Source organism: Achromobacter sp. KK8, assembly GCF_054188005.1.
Window position 1 is genome coordinate 1,080,305 of record NZ_CM135178.1, and the last position, 22,057, is coordinate 1,102,361.

General features: G+C 69.1%; 22 protein-coding genes. 13 read left to right on the forward strand and 9 right to left on the reverse strand.

Translation table 11 applies throughout. The features are described from left to right. The 3 genes from ACVN9Z_RS04935 to ACVN9Z_RS04945 all read left to right on the forward strand — a co-directional run bounded on the left by ACVN9Z_RS04935 (position 1) and on the right by ACVN9Z_RS04945 (position 3,151). Positions 1-1,707, forward strand: a complete 1,707-nt coding sequence (locus tag ACVN9Z_RS04935; protein ID WP_458213187.1) for an FAD-dependent oxidoreductase — start codon at positions 1-3, stop codon at positions 1,705-1,707. 25 nt (positions 1,708-1,732) lie between these two features. After that, on the forward strand, positions 1,733-2,338 hold the full coding sequence (locus tag ACVN9Z_RS04940) for a glutathione S-transferase (protein ID WP_006390017.1): 606 nt from the start codon (positions 1,733-1,735) through the stop codon (positions 2,336-2,338). Between the two features lie 228 nt (positions 2,339-2,566). Further along, the gene (locus ACVN9Z_RS04945; RefSeq protein ID WP_458213188.1) at positions 2,567-3,151 is read left to right on the forward strand and encodes a hypothetical protein; all 585 of its coding nucleotides are present in this window, start codon (positions 2,567-2,569) and stop codon (positions 3,149-3,151) included. 162 nt (positions 3,152-3,313) lie between these two features. Here ACVN9Z_RS04945 and ACVN9Z_RS04950 read toward each other — a convergent pair whose 3' ends face one another. Then, the gene (locus ACVN9Z_RS04950) at positions 3,314-4,648 is read right to left on the reverse strand and encodes a DUF3100 domain-containing protein (RefSeq protein WP_049054135.1); all 1,335 of its coding nucleotides are present in this window, start codon (positions 4,646-4,648) and stop codon (positions 3,314-3,316) included. 320 nt (positions 4,649-4,968) lie between these two features. Between ACVN9Z_RS04950 and ACVN9Z_RS04955 the strand changes: the two genes are divergently transcribed. Together ACVN9Z_RS04955 and ACVN9Z_RS04960 are read left to right on the forward strand one after the other, a co-directional pair. Then, positions 4,969-5,889, forward strand: coding sequence for a LysR family transcriptional regulator (locus ACVN9Z_RS04955; protein ID WP_238920538.1), 921 nt, complete (start codon positions 4,969-4,971; stop codon positions 5,887-5,889). A gap of 86 nt (positions 5,890-5,975) precedes the next feature. Further along, entirely contained in the window at positions 5,976-6,167 is a 192-nt protein-coding gene (locus ACVN9Z_RS04960; RefSeq protein ID WP_006390012.1) for a DUF2970 domain-containing protein, read from the forward strand. Between the two features lie 75 nt (positions 6,168-6,242). On the opposite strand, the gene ACVN9Z_RS04965 is transcribed toward ACVN9Z_RS04960, so the two are convergent. Next, positions 6,243-7,088, reverse strand: a complete 846-nt coding sequence (locus tag ACVN9Z_RS04965) for a LysR substrate-binding domain-containing protein (protein ID WP_458213189.1) — start codon at positions 7,086-7,088, stop codon at positions 6,243-6,245. 142 nt (positions 7,089-7,230) lie between these two features. Between ACVN9Z_RS04965 and ACVN9Z_RS04970 the strand changes: the two genes are divergently transcribed. From ACVN9Z_RS04970 to ACVN9Z_RS04980, 3 genes are all read left to right on the forward strand, one after another. Next, complete coding sequence (locus tag ACVN9Z_RS04970) at positions 7,231-8,760, forward strand: MFS transporter (RefSeq protein ID WP_024070595.1); 1,530 nt, start codon at positions 7,231-7,233, stop codon at positions 8,758-8,760. A gap of 159 nt (positions 8,761-8,919) precedes the next feature. Continuing rightward, entirely contained in the window at positions 8,920-10,656 is a 1,737-nt protein-coding gene (locus ACVN9Z_RS04975; protein WP_024070596.1) for a nitrite/sulfite reductase, read from the forward strand. Next, a complete protein-coding gene (locus ACVN9Z_RS04980) occupies positions 10,649-11,194 on the forward strand; it encodes a DUF934 domain-containing protein (protein WP_006390008.1) in 546 nt (181 codons plus the stop codon). The genes ACVN9Z_RS04975 and ACVN9Z_RS04980 overlap by 8 nt, the downstream gene beginning before the upstream one ends. Positions 11,195-11,244: 50 nt before the next feature. Here the strand turns inward: ACVN9Z_RS04980 and ACVN9Z_RS04985 are convergent, their stop codons facing one another. Continuing rightward, the gene (locus ACVN9Z_RS04985; protein WP_024070597.1) at positions 11,245-12,048 is read right to left on the reverse strand and encodes an IclR family transcriptional regulator; all 804 of its coding nucleotides are present in this window, start codon (positions 12,046-12,048) and stop codon (positions 11,245-11,247) included. Positions 12,049-12,150: 102 nt separating this feature from the next. Between ACVN9Z_RS04985 and ACVN9Z_RS04990 the strand changes: the two genes are divergently transcribed. From ACVN9Z_RS04990 to ACVN9Z_RS05005, 4 genes are read left to right on the forward strand one after another with little or no spacing between them, the layout of a single operon-like run. Then, on the forward strand, positions 12,151-13,140 hold the full coding sequence (locus tag ACVN9Z_RS04990; RefSeq protein ID WP_458213190.1) for a Bug family tripartite tricarboxylate transporter substrate binding protein: 990 nt from the start codon (positions 12,151-12,153) through the stop codon (positions 13,138-13,140). An 11-nt stretch (positions 13,141-13,151) separates the two neighbouring features. Then, a complete protein-coding gene (locus tag ACVN9Z_RS04995) occupies positions 13,152-14,657 on the forward strand; it encodes a class I adenylate-forming enzyme family protein (RefSeq protein WP_458213191.1) in 1,506 nt (501 codons plus the stop codon). Then, the gene (locus ACVN9Z_RS05000; protein WP_006390004.1) at positions 14,654-15,442 is read left to right on the forward strand and encodes a citryl-CoA lyase; all 789 of its coding nucleotides are present in this window, start codon (positions 14,654-14,656) and stop codon (positions 15,440-15,442) included. Before ACVN9Z_RS04995 ends, ACVN9Z_RS05000 begins: the two co-directional genes overlap by 4 nt. Continuing rightward, positions 15,439-16,254, forward strand: a complete 816-nt coding sequence (locus ACVN9Z_RS05005) for an SDR family NAD(P)-dependent oxidoreductase (RefSeq protein ID WP_054443574.1) — start codon at positions 15,439-15,441, stop codon at positions 16,252-16,254. Before ACVN9Z_RS05000 ends, ACVN9Z_RS05005 begins: the two co-directional genes overlap by 4 nt. 96 nt (positions 16,255-16,350) lie before the next feature. Here ACVN9Z_RS05005 and ACVN9Z_RS05010 read toward each other — a convergent pair whose 3' ends face one another. Both ACVN9Z_RS05010 and ACVN9Z_RS05015 read right to left on the reverse strand, forming a co-directional pair. After that, a complete protein-coding gene (locus ACVN9Z_RS05010; protein ID WP_047992041.1) occupies positions 16,351-16,890 on the reverse strand; it encodes a 1,2-dihydroxy-3-keto-5-methylthiopentene dioxygenase in 540 nt (179 codons plus the stop codon). 3 nt (positions 16,891-16,893) lie between these two features. Next, on the reverse strand, positions 16,894-17,691 hold the full coding sequence (locus ACVN9Z_RS05015; RefSeq protein WP_149895576.1) for a MetQ/NlpA family ABC transporter substrate-binding protein: 798 nt from the start codon (positions 17,689-17,691) through the stop codon (positions 16,894-16,896). A gap of 180 nt (positions 17,692-17,871) precedes the next feature. On the opposite strand from ACVN9Z_RS05015, the gene ACVN9Z_RS05020 reads away from it, so the two are divergent. Beyond that, positions 17,872-18,945 (forward strand): DUF6817 domain-containing protein, encoded by a 1,074-nt coding sequence (locus ACVN9Z_RS05020; protein ID WP_458213192.1) that lies wholly within the window; start codon positions 17,872-17,874, stop codon positions 18,943-18,945. A gap of 111 nt (positions 18,946-19,056) precedes the next feature. Here the strand turns inward: ACVN9Z_RS05020 and ACVN9Z_RS05025 are convergent, their stop codons facing one another. The 4 genes from ACVN9Z_RS05025 to prfA all read right to left on the reverse strand — a co-directional run bounded on the left by ACVN9Z_RS05025 (position 19,057) and on the right by prfA (position 22,038). Further along, positions 19,057-19,620 (reverse strand): UbiX family flavin prenyltransferase, encoded by a 564-nt coding sequence (locus tag ACVN9Z_RS05025; RefSeq protein WP_006389999.1) that lies wholly within the window; start codon positions 19,618-19,620, stop codon positions 19,057-19,059. Positions 19,621-19,624: 4 nt separating this feature from the next. Then, positions 19,625-19,951 carry a Grx4 family monothiol glutaredoxin gene (gene grxD / locus ACVN9Z_RS05030; protein ID WP_006389998.1) on the reverse strand — a complete coding sequence of 109 codons (327 nt, stop codon included), beginning with the start codon at positions 19,949-19,951 and terminating at the stop codon, positions 19,625-19,627. Positions 19,952-20,090: 139 nt separating this feature from the next. Continuing rightward, complete coding sequence (gene prmC / locus ACVN9Z_RS05035) at positions 20,091-20,918, reverse strand: peptide chain release factor N(5)-glutamine methyltransferase (RefSeq protein ID WP_006389997.1); 828 nt, start codon at positions 20,916-20,918, stop codon at positions 20,091-20,093. A gap of 37 nt (positions 20,919-20,955) precedes the next feature. Continuing rightward, complete coding sequence (gene prfA / locus ACVN9Z_RS05040) at positions 20,956-22,038, reverse strand: peptide chain release factor 1 (protein WP_006389996.1); 1,083 nt, start codon at positions 22,036-22,038, stop codon at positions 20,956-20,958. Positions 22,039-22,057: the final 19 nt, after the last annotated feature.

Below are 22,057 nucleotides of genomic sequence, written 5' to 3' on the forward strand. Positions count from 1 at the left end.
ATGGACAGCATCAAGTGGGACAAGGAAGTCGACGCGCTCGTGGTCGGCTCGGGCGCGGGCGGCATGAGCGCCGCGCTGACCGCCAGCGTGGCGGGCCTGGACGTATTGCTCATCGAGAAGACCGACCGCATCGGCGGCTCGACCGCCATTTCCGGCGGCGCGCTATGGATACCGCTGAACGCGCAGACCGAGGCCGCCGGCCATCCGGACAGCTTCGACAAGGTCTGGACCTATCTGCAGGAAACCGTCGGCGCGGCGGCCCCCGACGAGATGAAGCGCGCCTATCTGGACGCCGGCCCGCGCATGATGGATGACCTGGTCGCGCGCGGCTTCCTGCAGGTGGCCGCGCGCACCGCCTCGCCCGACTATTACCCCGACCTGCCCGGCGCCGCCATGGGCGGCCGCTCGCTCGATCCGGTGGAATTCGACGGCCGCAAGCTGGGCCGCCATTTCAAGACGCTGCGCGATCCGTTGAAGGAGTTCACGGTGCTGGGCGGCATGATGGTCAGCATCACCGACGTGCGCCACCTGCTGCGCGCCACCCGCGCGTTCGCCTCGTGGCGCCACGCCATGAAGCTGGTGCTGCGCTATGGCGCCGACCGCCTACGCGGCTACCACCGCGGCACCCGCCTGCTGCTGGGCAACGCGCTGGCCGCCCAACTGTTCCACGCGATGTTGGCGCGCAAGGTGCCCTACTGGCTAGACACGCCGGCGCTGACGCTGCTGCGCGATGCCGACGGCGCGGTGCTGGGCGCCACCGTCGAGCATGAAGGCCGGCGCATGAACATCCGCGCCCGCCGTGGCGTGGTCATGGCCACCGGCGGCTTTCCGTGGGATTCGACGCGCCGCCGCCAGACCTACCCCCACCCCACCGACGACTGGTCGATGGCGCCGCGCGACAATACCGGCGACGGCATCCGCCTGGCCGAGGACGCCGGCGCGGCGCTGGGCCAGGGCCATTCCAGCCCCGCCTTCTGGGCGCCGGTGTCGATCCTGGAACAACCCGGCGGCAAGCGGCTGCACTATCCGCACCTGGTGTGGGACCGCGCCAAGCCCGGCCTCATCGCCGTCAACGGCGCCGGCCGCCGCTTCGTCAACGAATCGACTTCGTACCACGCCTTCGTGCAAGCCATGTACCGCAGCCACGAGCAGGTGCCGACGATGCCAGCCTTCCTGCTGTGCGACCAGCGCTTCATCGATACCTGGGGCCTGGGCCTGGCGCTGCCCGGCGGACGGCCGCGCCAGCATCTCATCGATGCCGGCTACCTGCTGCAAGGCGCAACGCTGGAGGCGCTGGCGCAGAAACTGGGCGTGCCGCCCGATGCGCTGCACGCGACCGTCGCGCGCTACAACGAATACGCGGCGCAAGGCCTGGACCCCGACTTCGGCAAGGGGAGCACCGCCTACAACCGCTACCTGGGCGATCCCGAGCACCAGCCCAACCCCTGCCTGGCGCCGCTCGGCGCCGGCCCCTACTACGCGGTCAAGGTCTATGCCGGCGACATCGGCACCGCCCGCGGCATCGCCGCCAATGGCAACGCGCAGGCGCTGGACGCCGCCGGCCAGCCGATTCCCGGCCTCTACGTGGCCGGCAACGACATGCATTCGGTCATGGGCGGCGCCTACCCGGCGCCCGGCATCACGCTCGGACCCGCCCTGACTTTCGGCTGGGTCGCTGGACAACACCTGGCCCGTGCCCAACACTGACGCACCACCACCGACAAGGACTCCCATGAAGATCTACTTCTCGCCCGCCTCGCCCTTCGTGCGCAAATGCATGGTCATCGCCCACGAACTGGGCCTGGCCGACCGCATCGAGAAACTGCCCAGCGCCGCCGGCCCCGTGGCCCGCGACCAGAACATCATCCCGGACAATCCGCTGGGCCAGGTGCCGACGCTGATCACCGACGACGGCCAGCGCCTGTTCGACAGCCGCGTCATCTGCGAATACCTGAACGACCTGGGCAAGGGCGCGCTGTTCCCCACTGGCGCCACCCGCTGGGCCGCGCTGGCCGAACAATCCCTGGGCGACGGCATGCTGGGCGCCGCGCTGCTGGCGCGCTACGAAACCGTGCTGCGCCCCGAGCCGCTGCGCTGGGACGGCTGGTACGAAGGCCAGATGGGCAAGGTGCGCGACGGCCTGGCGCTGCTCGAGAAGACCGCCGCCCGCCTGGAAGGCCGCCTGGACATCGGCACCATCACCGTCGGCTGCGCCCTGGGCTACCTGGACTTCCGCTATCCCGATTTCGACTGGCGCGCCGGCCATCCCGCCGTCGCCGCCTGGTTCAAGGCGTTCAACCAGCGCCCCTCGATGCAGGCCACGCTGCCGCACGCCTGACCCGCTCCGGTTTGGGTGGCCGCCAAGCCTGGAGAACCCGCCGGGCTCCCGGCGCAACGGCCGCCCGGTACGGCGCGCCCTCTTGGGCCCGCCGCTCGCCCCTGGCTTTTGCCAGGGGCTTTTTTTTTCTTACAGATCGACATACCGCCCCGCCCAGGGCCGTCTATATTGAACTTCCGAGGTCCCCGCCGGACCAACTGGTAGACCCACAGACCAGGGAGCCCACGCATGAACGTGACCGCCGTCTCCCCCATCGCCCGCGTCGCCCCGCCGTATGCCGCGCGCATACCGTTGCTGGACGATACACGCCCCGTCTGGGAAGCCGAATGGGCCGCCCGCAACGCCGCCACGCGCCAGGCGCAACGCAGCGCGCAGGCGCAGGCCGCCTGGCAGGCCCAGCGCGTCACCCGCGCGGCTGCCTCGCCGCAGGCGGATGACGCCGATGCCGGCCGCGCCGTCACCAACACGCCATCCAGGGCGGTCGCCCTCACGGCCGCCGCGCCCGCCGCCATCAATGTCGACCAGCTGCGCGACCTGTACGCCGATGCCCGCCTGCGCCGCGCCATCGATGAATTCTCGGCGCGCCCCGACCCGGTGGCGCTGCGCGCCGACAGCGCCAACGACCTTGGCACCATCGAAGGCCTGACGCCGCTGCAGCCTTATCGCGTGGCCATGGGCAACCCGCAAGTGCAGGAACTGCAGACCACCGTGGCCTTGAAGGCCGCGGGCCTGGGCATCCCCAAGGTCGAGAACATCGGCCCCACCGAGAACGTGACCGACCAAGCCCGCTACCGGCCCAACGCGCGCACCTGATTGAGCCGCGCAGGCGCAATCCGCGCCTGGCCCCCCGCTCGCGACACGAAGGCTCGGGTATAAACGCCTCGGATAACGCTCACGTGCACCGCTGCGCCGATCCAGGCAAGAAAAAAGCCGCCCACACGGGCGGCTTGTCACTTGCCGGACGGCGACGTCCGATCAGTGGAAGAACTCGGCGATCATCGTTGCGCCCAGGAAGGTGCCGGCGTTGGCCGCCAGCGACACCACCACGATCTTCCAGCCCAGCTTGCGGAAGGCCGGCAGGTCCTTCAGGATCGACAGGCCGGCCATCGCCAGGATCACCGTGGTGAACGGCAGGAAGTTGACCTTGTTGACCGCGGCGATGATCTGGTCCGAGTACGGCACCGCGCCTGGGCAGCCCACGGTCATGGCGATCAGCGACAGCACCGCCACGGCGGGCAGCTTGGGCACCACGCGCAGCAGCAGGTCGGCGATCACGACCAGCAGGATGATGATCAGCATGCCGGGCAGCGCGTCCAGGATCGGCACCTTGTAGCCGAACTGGTTGCCGACCAGGGCGAACAGGCCGCACACGGCATAGGCCGTCAGGCGATCGCCGAAGCCCATCTTCACGGCATGCGACGGCGCCTCGGTCGCGGCCGTGGTGTCGGCGGCGGTCTCGGCCTTGGCGCGCGAGAAGCGGCCCAGCACCGGCTCCAGCTTGCCGTACAGGAAGATGGTCGTCGGCAGCGAGATGAACAGCGTGAAGTACACGCCCACCACCGTGGTCAGCAGGTTGGCGGCGGCGGCCAGCGCGGCCACCTGGTGCGCCACTTCCGGCGTCTGCTGCGAGGCGATAGCGCCCACGCCCGCGGCCATCATGCTGCCCGAGCCCACGCCGGCGCCCATGGCGAGCGAGCGCGGATCGAAGATGTTCAGGCTGGTGATGAAGCCGGCCATCAGCGCCACGAACAGCGCGCCGATCACGGTGCCGGTGATGTACTCGGCCATCACGCCGCGGCCTTCGGGCGAATTCATGCCGTAGCGCTCGCCGATGATCGCCAGGCTGGGCTCGCGGCCCACCGAGAAGGTCGCGCCAATGGCTTCGCGCTTGATGCCCAGCAGCAGCGCCAGCGGCAGGCCGATGGCCATGGTGCCGAAAAAGTGGCCGAACTCCTGGAACACCAGGGCCCAGCCGGCCTCGCGCACCTGCGGCAGCGAACCGCCGACCATCAGGCCCAGCTTGGCCAGGAACGGCAGCAGCGCGTATTGCAGGTAGCCGCTGATGCGGGTCTGCATGGCGGTGTCGATACCCGCGTTGGCCGGCAGGCGCTGGCCGAAGGCGGCCACGACCGCGCCGATGAAGATGGCCCAGAGCATGGGCTGCAGAACGATCTTGCCCGGGCCCACCGCGAAGGTGACGCTGCCGATCGCTTCGGACACGAGCACCACCAGCAAGATGGCGACAAGCATGCGGATGCGGCTCGATAGCGACATGGCGGGCATGGCCAGGCTGGCGCTGGCATGAGACATCGGATTCCCCTGAGTACGTGAGTAGGTATGGCGCGGCCCGATCGGCATGTCCGTGGCGGGCCAGCCCCGCTGAACGGCTGGCGCGGGACGGCGTGCACGGGGCGGTCCGTAGGGACGGCTCGCGATGCGAGCGGGCGGCAGCGGCGATTTTCGCCCGGGGGCCGGCGCGCCAACCATGACAGCGCCTGGGCTAATGTGTTGCGTAAAATGCAACGGATGCCCCTGGGCAGGGAATTTTTTGCAAGAACCGGCAATATATAAGGGTAAACCCTCAATATGTTGCAGACCGAACCGATGCCTTTGCGCCACGGAGCCGCCCCATGGACGAAAAACTCGACGCCCGCCGCACCCATTACTTCATGCAGGTCATGAGCCGCGGTTCGGTGCGCGGCGCCGCCGAAGTGCTGAACATGGACCCGTCCGCCGTCAGCCGCGCCATCGCCGCGCTGGAGCGCGACTGCGGCATGGCCCTGTTCGAGCGGCGCGGCCGCGGCGTGGTGCCGACCGACGCCGGCCACATCCTGGCGCGCTATGTGAAGCGCCAGCAGAACATCCAGGAGAGCTTCTTCTCGGAGATCGACAGCCTGCGCAAGGCGGAGCGCGGCCACATCGACCTGGTGCTGGGCGAAGGCTTCGTCGAGCTGATGTTCGACCGCGTGCTGCCCGGCTACTGGCACAATCATCCGGAAGTCACGCTGGACATCGACGTGGCCCGCACCTCGGAAATCGTGCAGCGCATCGTCGATGACCAGGCCTACATCGGCCTGGTGTTCCAGCCGCCCAACGATGCCCGGCTGCGCACGCACTATTCGCGCCCCGAGCCGATCCGCGCCATCGTGCGCCAGGAGCATCCGCTGACGCGCCTGCAACGGCCGCTGCTGCTGACCGACCTGGTCGAGTATCCCGGCGCCGCGATGCAGGAAGGCTTCGGCGTGCGCCAGCACATCCAGGCCGCCGAGATCAGCGAACAGGTGCGGCTGCGCAACGTGCTGACCACCTCGTCGTTCAAGGCGCTTTGGCAATTCGCCGCCACTGGCATCGGCTACGCCCTGACGCCGCCCATCGCCGTCACCGCCGACATGGCCGCGCTGCGCCTGGCCAGCCTGCCGCTGGCCAACCCCATTCTCAACCAGGGCAGCCTGCACGTGCTCAGCCGCGCCGGCCGCCACATCTCGCCCGCCGCGCGCGAGCTGCTGGACCACATCGTGCGCGGCATCGGCACGCCCGCCGACGCCATCTGATACGGTCGCCTGGCGCGAATCTGCATCTGCCCCGCCCGCGCCGGGGCGGCTACAGTGGCCGCATCCCCTGTCAGGAGACCCTCCCGATGCTCAGCTTCCTGCGCACGGTCAAATCCGTGCTGTGGGGCTTTTTCGGCGTGCGCCGCGGCCGCGGCTACGACGCCGACATCGCCCACAACAAGCCCGCCCCGCTGATCCTCACCGGCCTGTTGATGGCCGCCTGCCTCGTCGTGATCCTGGTGCTGGTGGCGCGCTGGGCGGTCAACGCCGCGCTGTAGGCCGCCGCGCGATTGGCAACGACGCCATGGCGTCAATGGGCGGATCGCGTGCCCGCGTAGCCGCGAGACAGCACGCTAGGGCAGCGCCAGCGCCGACATTTCCGTCAGCAACTGCCCGAACGCCCGCACCGCCGGCGCCTGCTGTTCCGCCTGGCGCGAAATCAGCCTGAATTCGGCATGGGTCAACGGCGGCAGGCCGTAGCGGCCGTCGATCACATCCATGCCGGGCCGCACGTCTTCCTGCGGCAGCGCCGTCACCGCCAGCCCCGCCAGCACGGCCGCGCGCAGGCCCTCCTGGCTGGGCGAGGTGAAAGCCACGCGCCATTCCAGGCCGGCCGCCTGTAGCGCGTCCACGCCGACCAGGCGATGCACGCAGGGCGACGGCGCGAAGGCCAGCGGTATGGGCTCGTCACCGGAAAAGTCGAACGCGTGCGCGGCCGCCCACACGAAGCGCGTGCGCCGCAGCATCGCGCCGCGCTCGGGTTCGCTGGGCAGCGCCATCACCACCGCCAGATCCAGCATATCCGCCTCGACCTGGGTGCGCAGGTCGAGGTAGCTGCCGACCACCACGTCCAGGCGCACCGCCGGAAAGGCGCGCGCGAACCGCGCCAGCAGCAATGGCAGGCGTTCGCCCATGAAATTCTCGGGCACGCCCAGGCGCACCGCCCCCGCCACCGATGACCGCTGGAAACGCCGCGCCAGCGCGTCCTGGGCGCGCAGCACCTGCTCGGCGTAGCGCAGGAAGTCCTCGCCGTCCTCGGTCAGCGCCAGGCTGCGGGTGGTGCGGACCAGCAGCGCGGTGCCGGCCTGCGCTTCCAGGCGCCGGATCTGGTGGCTGACGGCCGACTGGCTCAGGTGCAGCCGTTCGGCGGCGCGGGTGAATCCGCCGGCTTCCTTGACCGCGACGTAGGTGCGCAACAAGGCGGTATCGAAGTCTATGGCGTCAACTCATGATGAATATTGATGAATCCGACGAAATTAAATCATTTCCATCATTTTTAACACGCTCCCAGAATGAGGTCCCGCGGCGGATTCCCGCCGCCGACCTCTCGTGAGAACCCCGATGCCGCTTTCGATAGCGCAGAAAAATAGCTTCACGCTGGCCGCCGTCTGCCTGGCCGCCCTGATGTTCGGCCTGGAGATTTCCAGCGTGCCGGTGATCCTGCCCACGCTGGAACAGGCGCTGCGCAGCGGCTTCCAGGAACTGCAATGGATCATGAACGCCTACACCATCGCCTGCACCACGGTGCTGATGGCAGCGGGCACGCTGGCCGACCGCTACGGCCGCAAGCGCCTGCTGATGGCCAGCCTGGCGGTGTTCGGCCTGACCTCGCTGGTCTGCGGCTGGGCGCAGGACACCGGCGTGCTGATCGCCGGACGCGCGTTGCAAGGCCTGTCCGGCGGCGCCATGTTGATCTGCCAAGTGGCGGTGCTGTCGCACCGCTTCCAGGAGGGCGCCGCGCGTGGCCGGGCCTTTGGCGCCTGGGGCATCGCCTTCGGCGTCGGCCTGGGATTCGGCCCGGTCATCGGCTCGGCCATCGTCGCGCTATCGAGCTGGCAATGGGTATTCCTGGCGCATGGCCCGCTGGCGCTGGTCGCGCTGGGGCTGACGTGGCAGGGCGTGGACGAATCGCGCGATCCGCGCCAGCGCAAGCTGGACGTGGCCGGCATCGTCTCGCTGTCGCTGGCGGTGTTCGGCCTGGCCTGGTTCATTACCCAGGGTCCCGCGGCTGGCTTCACCAGCGCGCCGACCCTCGCCAGCCTGGGCGCGGCCATCCTGGCGCTGGTCGTCTTCGTGATCGCCGAACGCCGCTGCGCCGACCCGATGTTCGACTTCGCGGTGTTCCGCATCCGCCGCTTCTCCGGCGCGCTGCTGGCGTCGGCCGCGATGAACTTCAGCTTCTGGCCCTTCATGATCTACCTGCCACTGTATTTCCAGAACGGCCTGGGCTACGGCGGCCTGGGCACCGGCCTGTCGCTGCTGGCTTACACCTTGCCGACACTGGTGGCGCCGCCGCTGGGCGAGAAACTGGCGCTGCGCTACCGCCCCGACACGGTGATCCCGGCCGGCCTGTTCGCCATCTGCCTGGGCTTCGCGCTGATGAAATGGGGCAGCGGCGTCGCGCACGCCAGCTGGCTGACGATGCTGCCCGGCTGCCTGCTGGCCGGCACCGGCCTGGGCCTGATCAATACGCCCGTCACCAACACCACCACGGGCGCGGTGCCCGGCGACCGCGCCGGCATGGCCTCGGGCATCGACATCAGCGTGCGCATGATCAGCCTGTCGATCAATATCGCCTTGATGGGGTTCCTGCTGGTCGAAAGCGTGCTGTCTTCCTTGCGCCGCCATTGGCCCCAGGCGCCCGCCGATGCCACGCTGCGCGCCATGGCCGAGGCCCTGTCGGCGGGCAACCTGGGCGATGGCGCGGGGCTCGCGATCCCCGCGGACGTGGCCCGGACCGCGCTGACGCAGGGGTTCGGCGACGTGATGCTGTACGGCGCGGCGGCCGTCGGCCTGCTGGCGCTGGCCAGCCTGGCTACCTTCCGGGGTGCCCGGCCGCGTCACCGGGCGGTCGCCGGGTCCGGCGGCTGAACGCCGCCACGCGGGTGTCTGCCGCAGGCATACGCTTATTACCAGAATGACTTAGACGGTCGAAGCGGCTGCCTGTTACGGTTATGAATCCCCCAGTCCCCGCCTACGGCGGGCCACGCTTGCGGGGACCAGACCGAGAAGACCTCAAGGGCAGTAGACATGTACGTGTATGACCCCGTCGACCAGCAGCTCGTCGAGCAGCGCGTGGCGCAGTTCGCCGACCAGACGCGCCGCTTCCTCGATGGCCAGCTCACCGAAGATGAATTCCGCGTCCTGCGCCTGCAGAACGGCCTTTACATCCAGCGCCACGCGCCGATGCTGCGGGTGGCCATTCCCTACGGCATCCTGGCCTCGCGCCAGCTGCGCACCCTGGCGCACATCGCGCGCAAGTGGGACCGGGGCTACGGCCACTTCAGCACGCGCCAGAACATCCAGTTCAACTGGCCCAAGCTGGAAGACGTGCCGGACATCCTGGCCGAACTGGCCACGGTGCAAATGCACGCAATCCAGACCAGCGGCAACTGTATCCGCAACACCACCACCGACCACTTCGCCGGCGTCGCGCCGGACGAGCTGATCGACCCGCTGGTGTGGTGCGAGATCATCCGCCAGTGGTCCACGCTGCACCCCGAATTCGCGTTCCTGCCGCGCAAGTTCAAGATCGCGGTCAGCGGCGCCGTGCAGGACCGCGCCGCGGTCGGCGTGCACGACATCGGCCTGCAGGCGGTCGAGCGCGACGGCAAGCTCGGTTTCCGCGTCTGGGTCGGCGGCGGCATGGGCCGCACGCCCATCGTCGGCAAGCTGATCAACCCGTTCGTCGAATGGCAGGACCTGCTGACCTACCTGCAGGCCGCGCTGCGGGTCTACAACCTGCATGGCCGCCGCGACAACAAGTACAAGGCGCGCATCAAGATCCTGGTGAAGGACCTGACGCCGGAAGTCTACGCGCAGCAGGTGGACGAACAGTGGCAGCTGATCAAGGGCGGCCCCGACACCATCACGCAGGAATTCGTCGACACCATCGCCGCGCGCTTCATCTGGCCGCAATACGATCCGGCCGCGGCGCACGATACCGACAACACGGCGGCGCTGGCCGCCGCCGACAAGCGCTTCGCGCGCTGGGTCCGCACCAACGTGCACGCCCACAAGACGCCGGGCTACGCCGCCGTCACCGTCTCGCTCAAGGCCACCGGCGTGCCGCCGGGCGACATCACCGCCGACCAGATGGACGCGGTGGCCGCGCTGGCCGATGAATACGGCTTCGGCGAACTGCGCGTGTCGCACGAGCAGAACCTGATCCTGGCCGACGTGCGCCGCGCGCGCCTGCACGAGTTGTGGGGCAAGCTCGAAGCGCTGAACCTGGCCACGCCCAACGTCGGCCTGCTGACCAACATCATCGCCTGTCCGGGCGGGGATTTCTGCGCGCTCGCCAATGCCGTGTCGATCCCCGTGGCCGAGGCCATCCAGCGCCAGTTCGACAACCTCGACTACCTGTTCGAGATCGGCGAGCTGGACCTGAACATCTCCGGCTGCATCAACTCCTGCGGCCACCACCACGTCGGCCACATCGGCATCCTGGGTGTCGATAAGGCCGGCGAAGAGTGGTACCAGGTCACCATCGGCGGCCGCCAGAACGGCGCCGCCAAGCCCCTGCCTGACATCGAATCGACGAAGGGCGGCGGCGCCGCCATCGGCCGCATCATCGGCCCCTCGTTCGCCCGCGACCAGGTGCCGGGCGTGGTCGACCGCCTGATCCGCACCTACCTTGGCCTGCGCGACAGCGAGGAGGAACGCTTCATCGACGTGGTGGACCGCGTCGGCATCGATCCCTTCAAGCAAGACGTGTATTCCGACCCCGCCTTTGCCAAGCCCGCCCAGGAGGCCGCCCATGTCTGAGCCCTACGCCCACGACGCGCCCGGCCCGCACCTGATCCGCAACGGGCAACTCGAAAGCGACGCGGCCCGCCCCTTCGTGCCCGATCCCGAGGTGGCGGCCGACGGCCAGGTGCCGACCGACGAGCCCGGCTGGATCGTGCCGCTGGCCACCTGGAAGGCCTCGCGCGCCACGCTGCGACGCCATCGCCATCCGGTCGCGGTCCTGCTGGGACCCGACGCTGATCTGCGCGACCTGCTGGAAGCCGACGGCACGCTCGATCCCGCCGGCATCGCCTTCATCGCGGTGGACTTCCCCGTCTACACCGATGGCCGCGGCTATTCGCTGGCGCAACTGCTGCGCACCCGCTATCACTGGACGGGCGAGCTGCGCGCGGTCGGCGACGTGATGATCGACACCATCCACTACCAGGCGCGCGTCGGCTTCGACAGCTTCCTGGTCAAGCCGGGCCACGACCCGCGCAAGGCGCTGGACGCGTTCAAGACCTTCACGGTGCACTACCAGAAGACCTACCGCGCGCCCGCGCCGGCGCAGGCCTGACACGCGCAGCCGGCCTCGATGCCATCGAGGCCGGACCGAACCCTTATCGTTCAATCCGCCTCGTCGACCACGCCGGGCAAGCTCCAGCGCTGGCGCCTGACCTCGTCCTGCCCCAACTGCGTGCGGATCAACTCGGCAATGGCGCGCTGGCGCGGCGCCTGCATGCGGTCGATCAGGCTCGAGACGCTGACCGCCAGCCGCGGATAGCCGCCCGCGTCGCACAACGCCACCCCTACCCCCAGCACGCCCGGCACCGCCGCATTGCCCACCACCGCCCAGCCCCGGTCGCGCGTGTTCTCGGCCAGCCGCCGCATCTGCGCCACCGTCATGCCGCCGTAGGCGCGCAGGGCCTGCTCGTTCTGTGCGATCACCTCGTCGGCCTCGGCCGGCGGCAAGGCGCCCAGCAGCGCCAGGCCGGCCGCGCCCACGCCCAGCGGCTGGCGATGGCCGATGGTCACCGCCAGCACCTGCACCGGATAGTTGCCGACCTCGCGATGCAGGCATAGCGAATCGCCGCCGGCGCGGCAGATCAGGAATGCCGAATCGCCGCTGACGTCGCTGATCTGCCGCAGCACCGGCCGCAGGCCGCGCACCGCTTCGGCGTGCGGATCGCCGGCCATCATCACGCCCAGTTCCGCCATGCGCCAGTGCGGCGCATCCGGCTCGCGCAGCGCGTAGCCCTCCTGCGCCAGCACATCCAGGTACCGGTAGACGGTGGAGCGCTGCATGCCGGCGGCGCGCGCGATGTCGGTCACGTGCATGCCGGCCGCGCCCGCCTGGCGCAGCACGCCCAGCACCCGCAGCCCGCGCCGCAACACCCGCGGGCCGCCGTCGTCGCTTTCCGGTTTGTTCATTTTCTGGACACCTTGCGTTGATGAGGCGCCTATCAAAGCCCAATATGAAGTCGGGCAGGCAAAGATCTGTCCAGATATTAGACAAACAGGACGGAGACAACCATGCAGACATTCAGCAGGCGGCTGGCCGCCAGCGTCGCGGCCCTGGCAGGCGCCATTGCATTCAGCGCGCCGAGCCAGGCTGCCAAACCCTATCCCGAACGCCCGGTGACCCTGGTGGTCGGTTACGCCGCGGGCGGCGCCACCGACATCGTGGCGCGCCTGGTCGCCAAGGCCCTGAACGAGGAACTCGGCCAGACCATCGTGGTGGAGAACAAGACCGGCGCCAACAGCAACATCGGCGCCGAAATCGTCGCGCGCGCCGCGCCCGACGGCTATACGCTCTACGTCGGCTCGATCGCCAACACCATCAACCGCACGCTCTACAGCAAGCTGAACTACGACTTCGTCAAGGACTTCGCGCCGATCGGCCTGCTGGCGACCATCCCCAACATCCTGGTGGTCAACCCCAAGCTGCCGGTCAAGACGGTGCCGGAATACCTGGCCTACGCCAAGGCCCACCCCGGCAAGCTGACCTGCGCCTCGTCGGGCAGCGGCTCGTCCATCCACCTGTCGTGCGAACTGTTCAAGATGCAGACCGGCACCGACATCCTGCACGTGCCCTATCGCGGCAGTGGTCCGGCGGTGGCCGACCTGCTGGGCGGCCAGGTCGATTCCATGTTCGACAACCTGCCTTCGTCATTGCCGCACGTGCAGGCCGGCAAGCTGCGCGCCATCGGCGTCACCTCGCCGCGGCGGCTTCCGGCCGTGCCCGAGGCGCCGACGCTGGCCGAGTCCGGCCTGCCCGACTTCGACGTCGAATCCTGGTTCGGCCTGATGGCGCCGGCCGGCACGCCGCAACCCGTCATCGCGCGCCTGAACCAGGCCTTGAACAAGGCGCTGGCCGACCCCGCGCTGGTGGCGTCCTACAAACAATCGGGCTTCTACGCGCCGCAGCAACCCAACACGCCCGAGACCTTCGGCAAGAAGATCGCCAGCGAAATCGACAAATGGGGCGAAGTGGTCAAGCGCGCCGACATCAAAGCCAACTGAGGAGCACCAGGGTGTACCCGATAGATTTCTTTTTTCGCGCCGCCGAGCAGTATCCGGACCGCGTGGCGCTGGACGCGCCCGAGGGCCAGGTGACGTATGCGCGGCTGGCCACGGACGTGCGCGCGCTGGCCGCCGCGTTGCAGGACCTGGACCCGGCGCCACAGACCCGCATCGCCCTGTGCGCGGGCAACACCAGCCGGCATATCCTGGCGCTGCTGGCGGTGCTGGCCAGCGGCAAGGTCTGGGTGCCACTGAACATCCGCAGCACCGCGCGCGAGATCGGGCGCATCCTGGATGCCACCGAGCCGTCCATCGTCATGGTCGACGGTGCCGGCGACGCGCTGGTGGCGGCGGGCGCGCCGCACCGCGTCAGCCTGTCGGCGGACGCCGCGGGCGTTGCCTTCGAGACCCTGCTGCAACGCGGCGCCGGGCGCGAACCGCTGTGCCACGCGTTGCCGCGCGAGGCCACCCAGGCAATCAAGTTCACCGGCGGCACCACCGGCCTGCCCAAGGGCGTGATGCAGCCCTATCACGCCTGGAACGCCGCCATCATCAACCAGATCCACAGTTGGGGCCTGACGCACGAGGACCGCTACGTGGTCTCCGCTCCGGTGACGCATGGCACCGGCACCTACCTCTTGCCGGTGCTGGCGCGCGGCGGCGCGCACGTGCTGCTCGACAGCGCCACCCCGGCCTCGATCACCGCCGCCTTCCGCGAACGCGGCGGCACGCTCAGCTTCATGCCGCCGACGCTGATCTACATGATCATGGCGCAGCCGGGCGTGTCGCGCGCCGATTTCCCGAGACTGCGCAACCTGATCTACGGCGGCGCGCCCATGCCGCCCGAAAAAGTCGAACGCGCCCGCGCCTTCTTCGGCCCGGTGCTGGGCACCACCTACGGCCAGACCGAGGCGCCGCAGATCGTCACGGTGCTGCGTCCGGCCGACCTGGAATCGCCCGACAACCGCGCCTCGGTCGGCCGCGTCACCTGGCTGTCCGACGTCGCCATCATGGACCCGGCCGGCGCCCTGCTGCCGCGCGGCGCGATCGGCGAAGTGGTGGTGCGCGGCGACCTGGTGATGTCGGGCTACTGGCGCCTGCCCGAGAAGACCGCCGAGACCATCGTCGACGGCTGGCTGCACACGGGCGACACCGGCCTGATCGATGAACGCGGCTACCTGTTCCTGAAGGACCGCCTGCGCGACGTCATCATCACCGGCGGCTTCAACGTGTATCCCGTGGATGTCGAGAACGCGCTGTCGTCGCATCCAGCCGTCTACGAATGCTCGGTGTTCGGCCTGCCCGACGACAAATGGGGCGAGGCCGTCCACGCCGCGGTGCAACTGCATCCCGGCGTCGCGGCCGACGCCGACGCGCTCAAGGCCCACGTGCGCGGCCTGCTCGGCCCGGTCGCCACGCCCAAGCAGATCCACCTCCACGCCAGCCTGCCGCGCTCGCCCGTCGGCAAGGTGCTCAAGAACGCCGTGCGCGACGCGGCCCTCAAGGAGTCTTCATGAACACGCCCGAAACCCGCCTCTGCGCCCATCACCTCACCGGCATGTCGTACCGCGACGTCGACCTGGTGGAAGACCTGATCGGCAAGAAGACCTTCACCGAAGTCATGATCATGCAGATCCTGGGCCGCGAGGCGCGGCCGGTGGACATGCGCATCGTCGACGCGGTGCTGGTGACCCTGATGGAGCATGGCCTCACGCCCAGCGCCATCGCCACCCGCCTGATCTACATGAGCGCGCCCGAAAACCTGCAGGGCGCGGTGGCATCCGGCCTGATGGCAGTCGGCAGCCAGTTCGTCGGCACCATGGAGAACTGCTCGCGCCTGCTGGACCGCATCCGCCAGGCCGCCGACGGCCGCGCCGAGGCGCTGGCGATCGCGCAGGAATTCCGCGCCAGCCGCCAGCCGCTGCCGGGCTTCGGCCATCACCTGCACAAGCCCGACGACCCGCGTTCGATCAAGCTGCTGGCGCTGGCCGAGGCCGAGCCGGACCTGCCCGGCGATTCGCTCAAGGCGCTGCGCCTGCTGGCGGCGGCGATCGACGAGACCTACGGCAAGCACATCACCATCAACGCCACTGGCGCGGTCGCCGCGCTGCTCAGCGAGATCGGCGTGCCCACCGCGCTGATGCGCGGCTTCGCGGTCATCTCGCGCGCCGCCGGCCTGGTGTCGCACGTGGCCGAGGAGCAGCAGAGCCCGAGCGGCCGCTTTATCTGGGAAACCATCGACCACGCCATTCCCTACGTCGGCAAGGGCAAGTCGCACCAGCGCGACGGAGAACCGTCGTGATCCCGCCCGCGCCCGGCGCGCGGCTGGCGGGCAAGATCGCGCTGGTGGCCGGCGCCGGTTCCTCGGCCGCCGGCTGGAGCATCGGCAAGGCCAGTTGCGTGACGCTGGCGCGTCAGGGCGCGGCCATCATCGCGCTGGACGCCGACCGGGCGGCGGCCGAGGACGCGGCCCATGAAGTCGAGCGAGCCGGCGGCCAGGCGCTGCCGGTGCAGGCCGACGTGGCCGACGCCGACGCCATGCGGGCCGCGGTGGCCGCGGCACTGGCCCACTACGGCCGCATCGACGTGCTGCAAGCCAACGCCGGCATCGGCAAGGTCGGCGGCCCGGAAGACATCGACCTGGCCGACTGGGACCGCATCCAGCGCGTCAACGTCACCAGCCTGCTGATCGCCACGCGCCTGCTGGCGCCCGTGATGCGGGCACAGGGCGGCGGCGCCATCGTCACCGTATCGTCGATCGCCGGCATCCGCTACACCGGTTATCCCCACCTGGCTTACAGCGTCAGCAAGGCCGCCGTGATCCATTTCGCGCGCATGGCGGCGCAGCAGTACGCGGCCGACGGCATCCGCGTCAATACCGTGATCCCGGGCCTGATCGATACGCCGCGTGTTGCCAGGAACGTGGCCGGCATGTTCGCCAAGGACGACCTGGAGGCGGCGCGCAAGGCGCGCGACCGGCAGGTGCCGATGGGCCGCATGGGCACGCCCTGGGAAGTGGCGAACGCGGTGGCGTTCCTGGCGTCGGATGAAGCCTCGTACATCACCGGCACGGAACTGCTGGTGGACGGGGGCCTGACGGGCAAATACGCTTAGGGCAAACCGCAAGGAAGAACGTAGCGGCGCAGCCCGGGCGCGTATCCGGACCGCGTGACGCGGAGGACGCGACCAGGCCGCCCCGCGCCCTCGTCGTCAGGGCAGCACCGGAAAACGCGTGGCGATCTCGTCGCCCGTGAACCGCGCCACCCAGCCCGCCGGGTCATTGAACAACCGGATGCAGGTGAACGCGGGCGCCGAGCCCATGTCGAACCAGTGTGGCAGGCCGGCCGGCACCGAGATCAGGTCGTCCTGCTCGCACAGCACCGCGTAGACGCGGCCGGCGGCATGCAGCGTGAACAGGCCGCTGCCGGCAACGAAGAAGCGCACCTCGTCATCGGCGTGCGTGTGCTCGGCAAGGAACTTGCGGCGCAAGGCCTCGCGCTCGGGATGCGCCGGGTCCAGGCTGACCACGTCGACGCTGCGATAGCCGCGCTCGGCCACCAGCCGGTCGATCTCGGGACGATACGCCGCCAGCACCTCGGCCTGCGGCGCGCCGGGGGCCACCGGCGCCTGCGCGCGCCAGCGTTCGAAGGTCACGCCGATGGCGGCCAGCTCGCGCCGGATCTCGCCGGCGTCATCGAGGCGCCGGCCGGCGGCGGGATCGTCCTGCGGATAGATCGTCAGCGTCGACATCGCTTACCAGGAGGTGCTGTACGCGCCAGGGAACTTCTGCGCCACGAAGGCCTTCACCTCGTCGGACTGGTAGGCCTTGATGAAGCGCGCGATGCGCGGATCGTTCTTGTTGTCCTCGCGCGCGGCGATGACCACGGCGGCGAACGGCGCCTCCTTGCTTTCCAGCACCAGCGCATCCTTGGCGGGCGACAGGCCGGCCGGGATGGCGTAGGCCGAATTCACCGCGGCGGCGTCCACGTCGGCCAGCGAGTGCGGCAGTTGCGCGGCCTCGATCTCGACGAACTTGAGCTTCTTGGGGTTGTCGACCACGTCGAACAGCGAAGCCGTCACGGTCACGCCGTCCTTCAGCTTGATCAATTTGGCGGCCTGCAGCACCAGCAGCGCGCGGGCGCCGTTGGTCGGGTCGTTGGGGATCGCCACCTTGGCGCCCGGCTGCAGCTCGTCCAGCGACTTCACGCGCTTGGAGTAGATGCCCATCTGCTGCACCACCGCCGTGGCCACCGGCACCAGCTTGTAGCCGCGCGCCTTGTTCTGCGATTCCAGGAAGGGCTTGTGCTGGTAGATGTTCAGGTCCAGCTCCTTGGCATCGAGCGCGGCGTTGGGCTGGATGAAATCGCTGAACTCGACCAGCTTGACCTTCAGGCCCTGCCTGGCCGCGACCTGCTGCACCACTTCGCCGATCTGGGCATGCGGGCCGACAGTCACGCCGACTTTCAATTCGGCGTCCTGCGCCATGGCCGGCGCGGCGGCGGCAAATCCGATAAGGGTGGCAAGGGCGGCCAGGGTGTGGCGTAGACGCATGGGAATCTCGGCTATCGAACAGGGAATGGAAGCCCCGGATTCTAGTGAGCGTCCTTCAAAACCGGAAGCGATGAATTTTCATATTGATATGCGTCTTTCCATATAAAGCCCGCCGCGATGACAAGCCCGCGCCGGCGCGACACAATAGCGGCTGGATTCAAACACCTTGCCGTCATTGCCATGTCCACCCCCAACGAACTGCATCCCCACGCGCGCGCCCTGCTGGCCGACCACTATGCCGCGGTGGATGCCGACCTGCCCGCCCTGCTCGACCTGCTCTTTGCCCGCAGCGCCGGCGAAGACTGGCACAAGGCCGGCACCTTCAAGCACCACCTGCTTGGCGTCTACCGCACCCTGACGCTATGGAACCAGCCGCGCGAAGTGCGGCTGCTGGGCCTGTTCCACAGCGTGTATGGCAACGAGTACGTCGACCTCACCCTGTTCGACCGCGAGCGCGAACGCAACACGCTGCGCGAGGTGCTCGGGGCCGAGGCCGAGGAATGGGTCAGCCTGTTCTGCGCCATGCCGCGCACCCGCTTCGTGCAGGCCATCCTGAAAGGCCAGGGCCGAGGGGCCGAGGGCCTGACGCTGGAAGGCGCCGACGGCCAGGTCTTCACCTTCACCCCGCGCCAGGTCGCCGCCTTCATCGTGGTGTCGGCCGCCGACATCGGCGAGCAATGGCATAGCTGGCAGGACGAGATCTTCGCCGGCTATCCGCAGCAGCAGCGCCGCGACCTCAAATCGCATTGGGCCGCGTCGCTGTGGCCCGGCCCGCTGAAGCCGCCGTCGAACATCCTGTCGATGCTGTCGCACCTGCTGGCGCCGCTGTCAGCGCTGCCGGCCGATACCGGCATCCCCGTGCCACCCGCGTTCGACCATTGCCGCGCCACCCTCAGCCCGCGCGACGAGGCCGCCGCCAGCGCGCTCTACTGGCAGGTCGTCACCCGCATGCACCCGCAGACCGAAATGGACACCGCGCGCCACATGCTGGACGCCGCGGTGGCGCACAACCCGTGGGTCGCCGAGCCGCGCCTGCTGCTGGCGCAACTGGCGCTGACCGCCGGCGACTTCGAGGCCGCCGCAGGCCACGCCGCCGCCGGCCTGGCCGCGCTGCAAGCCTGGGGCACCGCCTGGGACAAGCGCATCGAGTGGGCCGGCTGGATGGCCTGGGCCCGCATCGAACTGCAGAACGCCCGCGCGCGCCGCTGGCCGGAAAACCTGGCGGCCTTGAACGGCCTGGGGTTGGTGGAGTGATCGCAGCGCGCTGAGCCATGGCGCCCACGCGCACGGTAAAACGAAAACGCCCCAGGAATCGGTAGATCCCCGGGGCGTTGGACCATCACGGCCCGGGGGCCGCGGCGGCGCTTATTTCATGCCTTCCCAGTGCGGACCGGGCACATGGATGTCGAACAGCTCCAGCACCCGGGCCACGGTGTGATCCACCATTTCCTCGATGCTGGCCGGCCGGTGATAGAACGCCGGCAGCGGCGGAAACACAATGCCGCCCATCTCGGTGACGGCGGTCATGTTGCGCAGGTGCGCCAGGTTGAAGGGCGTTTCGCGCACCATCATCACCAGGCGGCGACGCTCCTTGAGCGTGACGTCGGCCGCGCGCGTGATGAGGTTGTCGGACAGGCCATGGGCCACGGCCGCCAGCGTGCGCATCGAGCACGGCACGATGACCATGCCGGCCGTCTGGAACGCGCCGCTGGCCAGCGTGGCGCCCACATCGCGCACGCTGTGCACGTGGTCGGCCAGCGCGTAGACATCATGACGGCTGACATCGAGTTCGTGCTTGATGTTGAGCACGCCCGAGGCCGACACCACCAGGTGCGTCTCGACATCGTCCACGCCGCGCAGCGCCTGCAGCATGCGCACCGCGTACAGGGCGCCGGTGGCGCCCGTGATGCCGACGACCAGTCGCCGCATGGAATCAGGCCGTGGCGCCGGATTGCTCCAGCAGGGTCTTCAGTTCGCCGGACTCGTTCATCTCGTTCATGATGTCCGAACCGCCGATGAATTCACCGGCCACGTACAGCTGCGGAATGGTGGGCCAGCTGGAGAATTCCTTGATGCCCTGGCGGACTTCGTCGTCCTCCAGCACATTCACGGTGACCAGCTTCTTGACGCCACAGCTCTTGAGGATCTGGATGGCCTTGCCGGAAAAGCCGCATTGCGGGAATTGGGCGGTGCCCTTCATGAACAGCACGACCGGGTGCTGGGTCACGGTTTCGCGGATGAATTCTTGAACGTCGCTCATGGTGGTCTCTTGGACAGGAGGCATAACGGAATACGCCAATTATAGGTACAGGCGGGATTTCGTCCCGGATACCCCGGAACCGCCCCGGGGAATCGGCCGGTCGCCGCGCGGCGGCCGGTTACAAATCGCCCGTGCGGCGTCAGCCACGCCCGGGCCAGCGTCCGCCGGAAATGCGCTCGATGCCGGCCAGGTCGCGTCGGCTATGGACATCGCTGAAGCCCGTCGCCGCCAGCAAGGCGCGCACCGCTTCGGCCTGGTCCCAGCCGTGCTCCATCCACAGCGCACCGCCCGCCTTCAGGTGGCGATGGGCGCCGGCCACGATGCGGCGCAGGTCTTCCAGGCCGTCGGCGCCGTCGGTCAACGCGCCACGCGGCTCGAAGCGCACGTCGCCCTGCCCCAGGTGCGGGTCGTCGCTGGCGACATAGGGCGGGTTGGACACGATCAGGTCGAAGCCCTCGCCGGCCGGCACCGCGTCGTACCAGCTGCCTTCGACGAAGCGCACCGAGGCCGTCAGCTCCCAGGCATTGCCCGCGGCCACCGCCAGCGCGGCGGCGCTGACGTCGCTGGCCATCACCCGCGCATCGCGACGCGCCAGTGCGATCGAGATGGCGATGGCGCCGCTGCCGGTGCCCAGATCCAGCACCGCCGGCGCCGCTTGGCCGGCGACGCATTCCAGCGCCGTTTCCACCAGCACCTCGGTGTCCGGACGCGGAATCAGCACGTCGGGCGTGACGCGGAACATGTGCCCCATGAACTCGCGCTGGCCCAGCAGATAAGCCATTGGCTCGCCGGCCAGGCGGCGCTGCGCCAGCGCCTCGTAGGCCGCGGCCACTTCGGGCGCCAGCGGATCGGTGTCATGCGCCAGCAGCCAGGCGCGCGGCTTGGCCAGCACGTGCTCGAGCAGCATGCGCACCTCGAGCCGGGGCAGGCGCGTGTCCAGCAACAGGCTCTTGATCTGGGTCGTCATGGTCGGAACGTTCTCGCCGAAGGGGCCGCCCAGCCGCTCAGATATCGTCGCCCAGCGCCGCCAACTGCTCGGCCTGGTGCTCGGCGATCAGCGCGCCGGTCAGCTCTTCCAGGTCGCCTTCCATGATCTGCTGCAGCTTGTACAGCGTCAGGTTGATGCGATGGTCGGTGACGCGGCCCTGCGGGAAGTTGTAGGTGCGGATGCGCTCGGAACGGTCGCCGGAGCCGATCAGGCTCTTGCGCTCGGCCGCTTCCTTGCTCTGGCGCTCGCGCGTTTCCTTGTCCTTCAGGCGCGCGGCCAGCACCTGCATGGCCTTGTCCTTGTTGCGGTGCTGCGAGCGGTCGTCCTGGCATTCCACCACCAGCCCCGTCGGCAAGTGCGTGATACGCACGGCCGAGTCGGTCTTGTTGATGTGCTGGCCGCCGGCGCCGCTGGCGCGGAAGGTGTCGATGCGCAGGTCGCTCGGGTTGATGACGATCTCCGACATCTCGTCGGCTTCGGCCATGATGGCCACCGTGCAGGCCGAGGTGTGGATGCGGCCCTGCGCCTCGGTGGCGGGCACGCGCTGCACGCGGTGCGCGCCGGACTCGAATTTCAGGCGGCCGTAGGCGCCGTCGCCCTCGATGCGCGCGATCACTTCCTTGTAGCCGCCCAGCTCCGACGGGCTTTCCGACATCAGCTCGACGCGCCAGCCGCGCTGTTCGGCGTAGCGCGTGTACATACGCAGCAGGTCGCCCGAGAACAGCGCGCTTTCGTCGCCGCCGGTGCCAGCGCGGATTTCCAGGAACACGCTGCGGCCGTCATTGGGGTCGCGCGGCAGCAGCAGCAATTGCAGCGCCGCCTCCAGCGATTCGAGCTTGACGCGGCCGCTCTTGATCTCGTCCTCGGCCATCGCCTTCAGCTCGGGATCGGCCAGCATCTCCTGCGCGGTCGCCAGGTCTTCCTCGCCGCGCACGAAGGCGGTGAACGCCTCGACCACCGGCTCCAGTTCGGCGCGCTCGCGCGACAGCTTGCGGAAGCGGTCCATGTCGGACGCGGTTTCCGGTTCGGCCAGCAGCGCGTCCACCTCGATAAGGCGGTGACACAGATGCTCCAGCCGGCTGCGCATGGAAGATTTCATGATGGGGATTCAGCAAGGG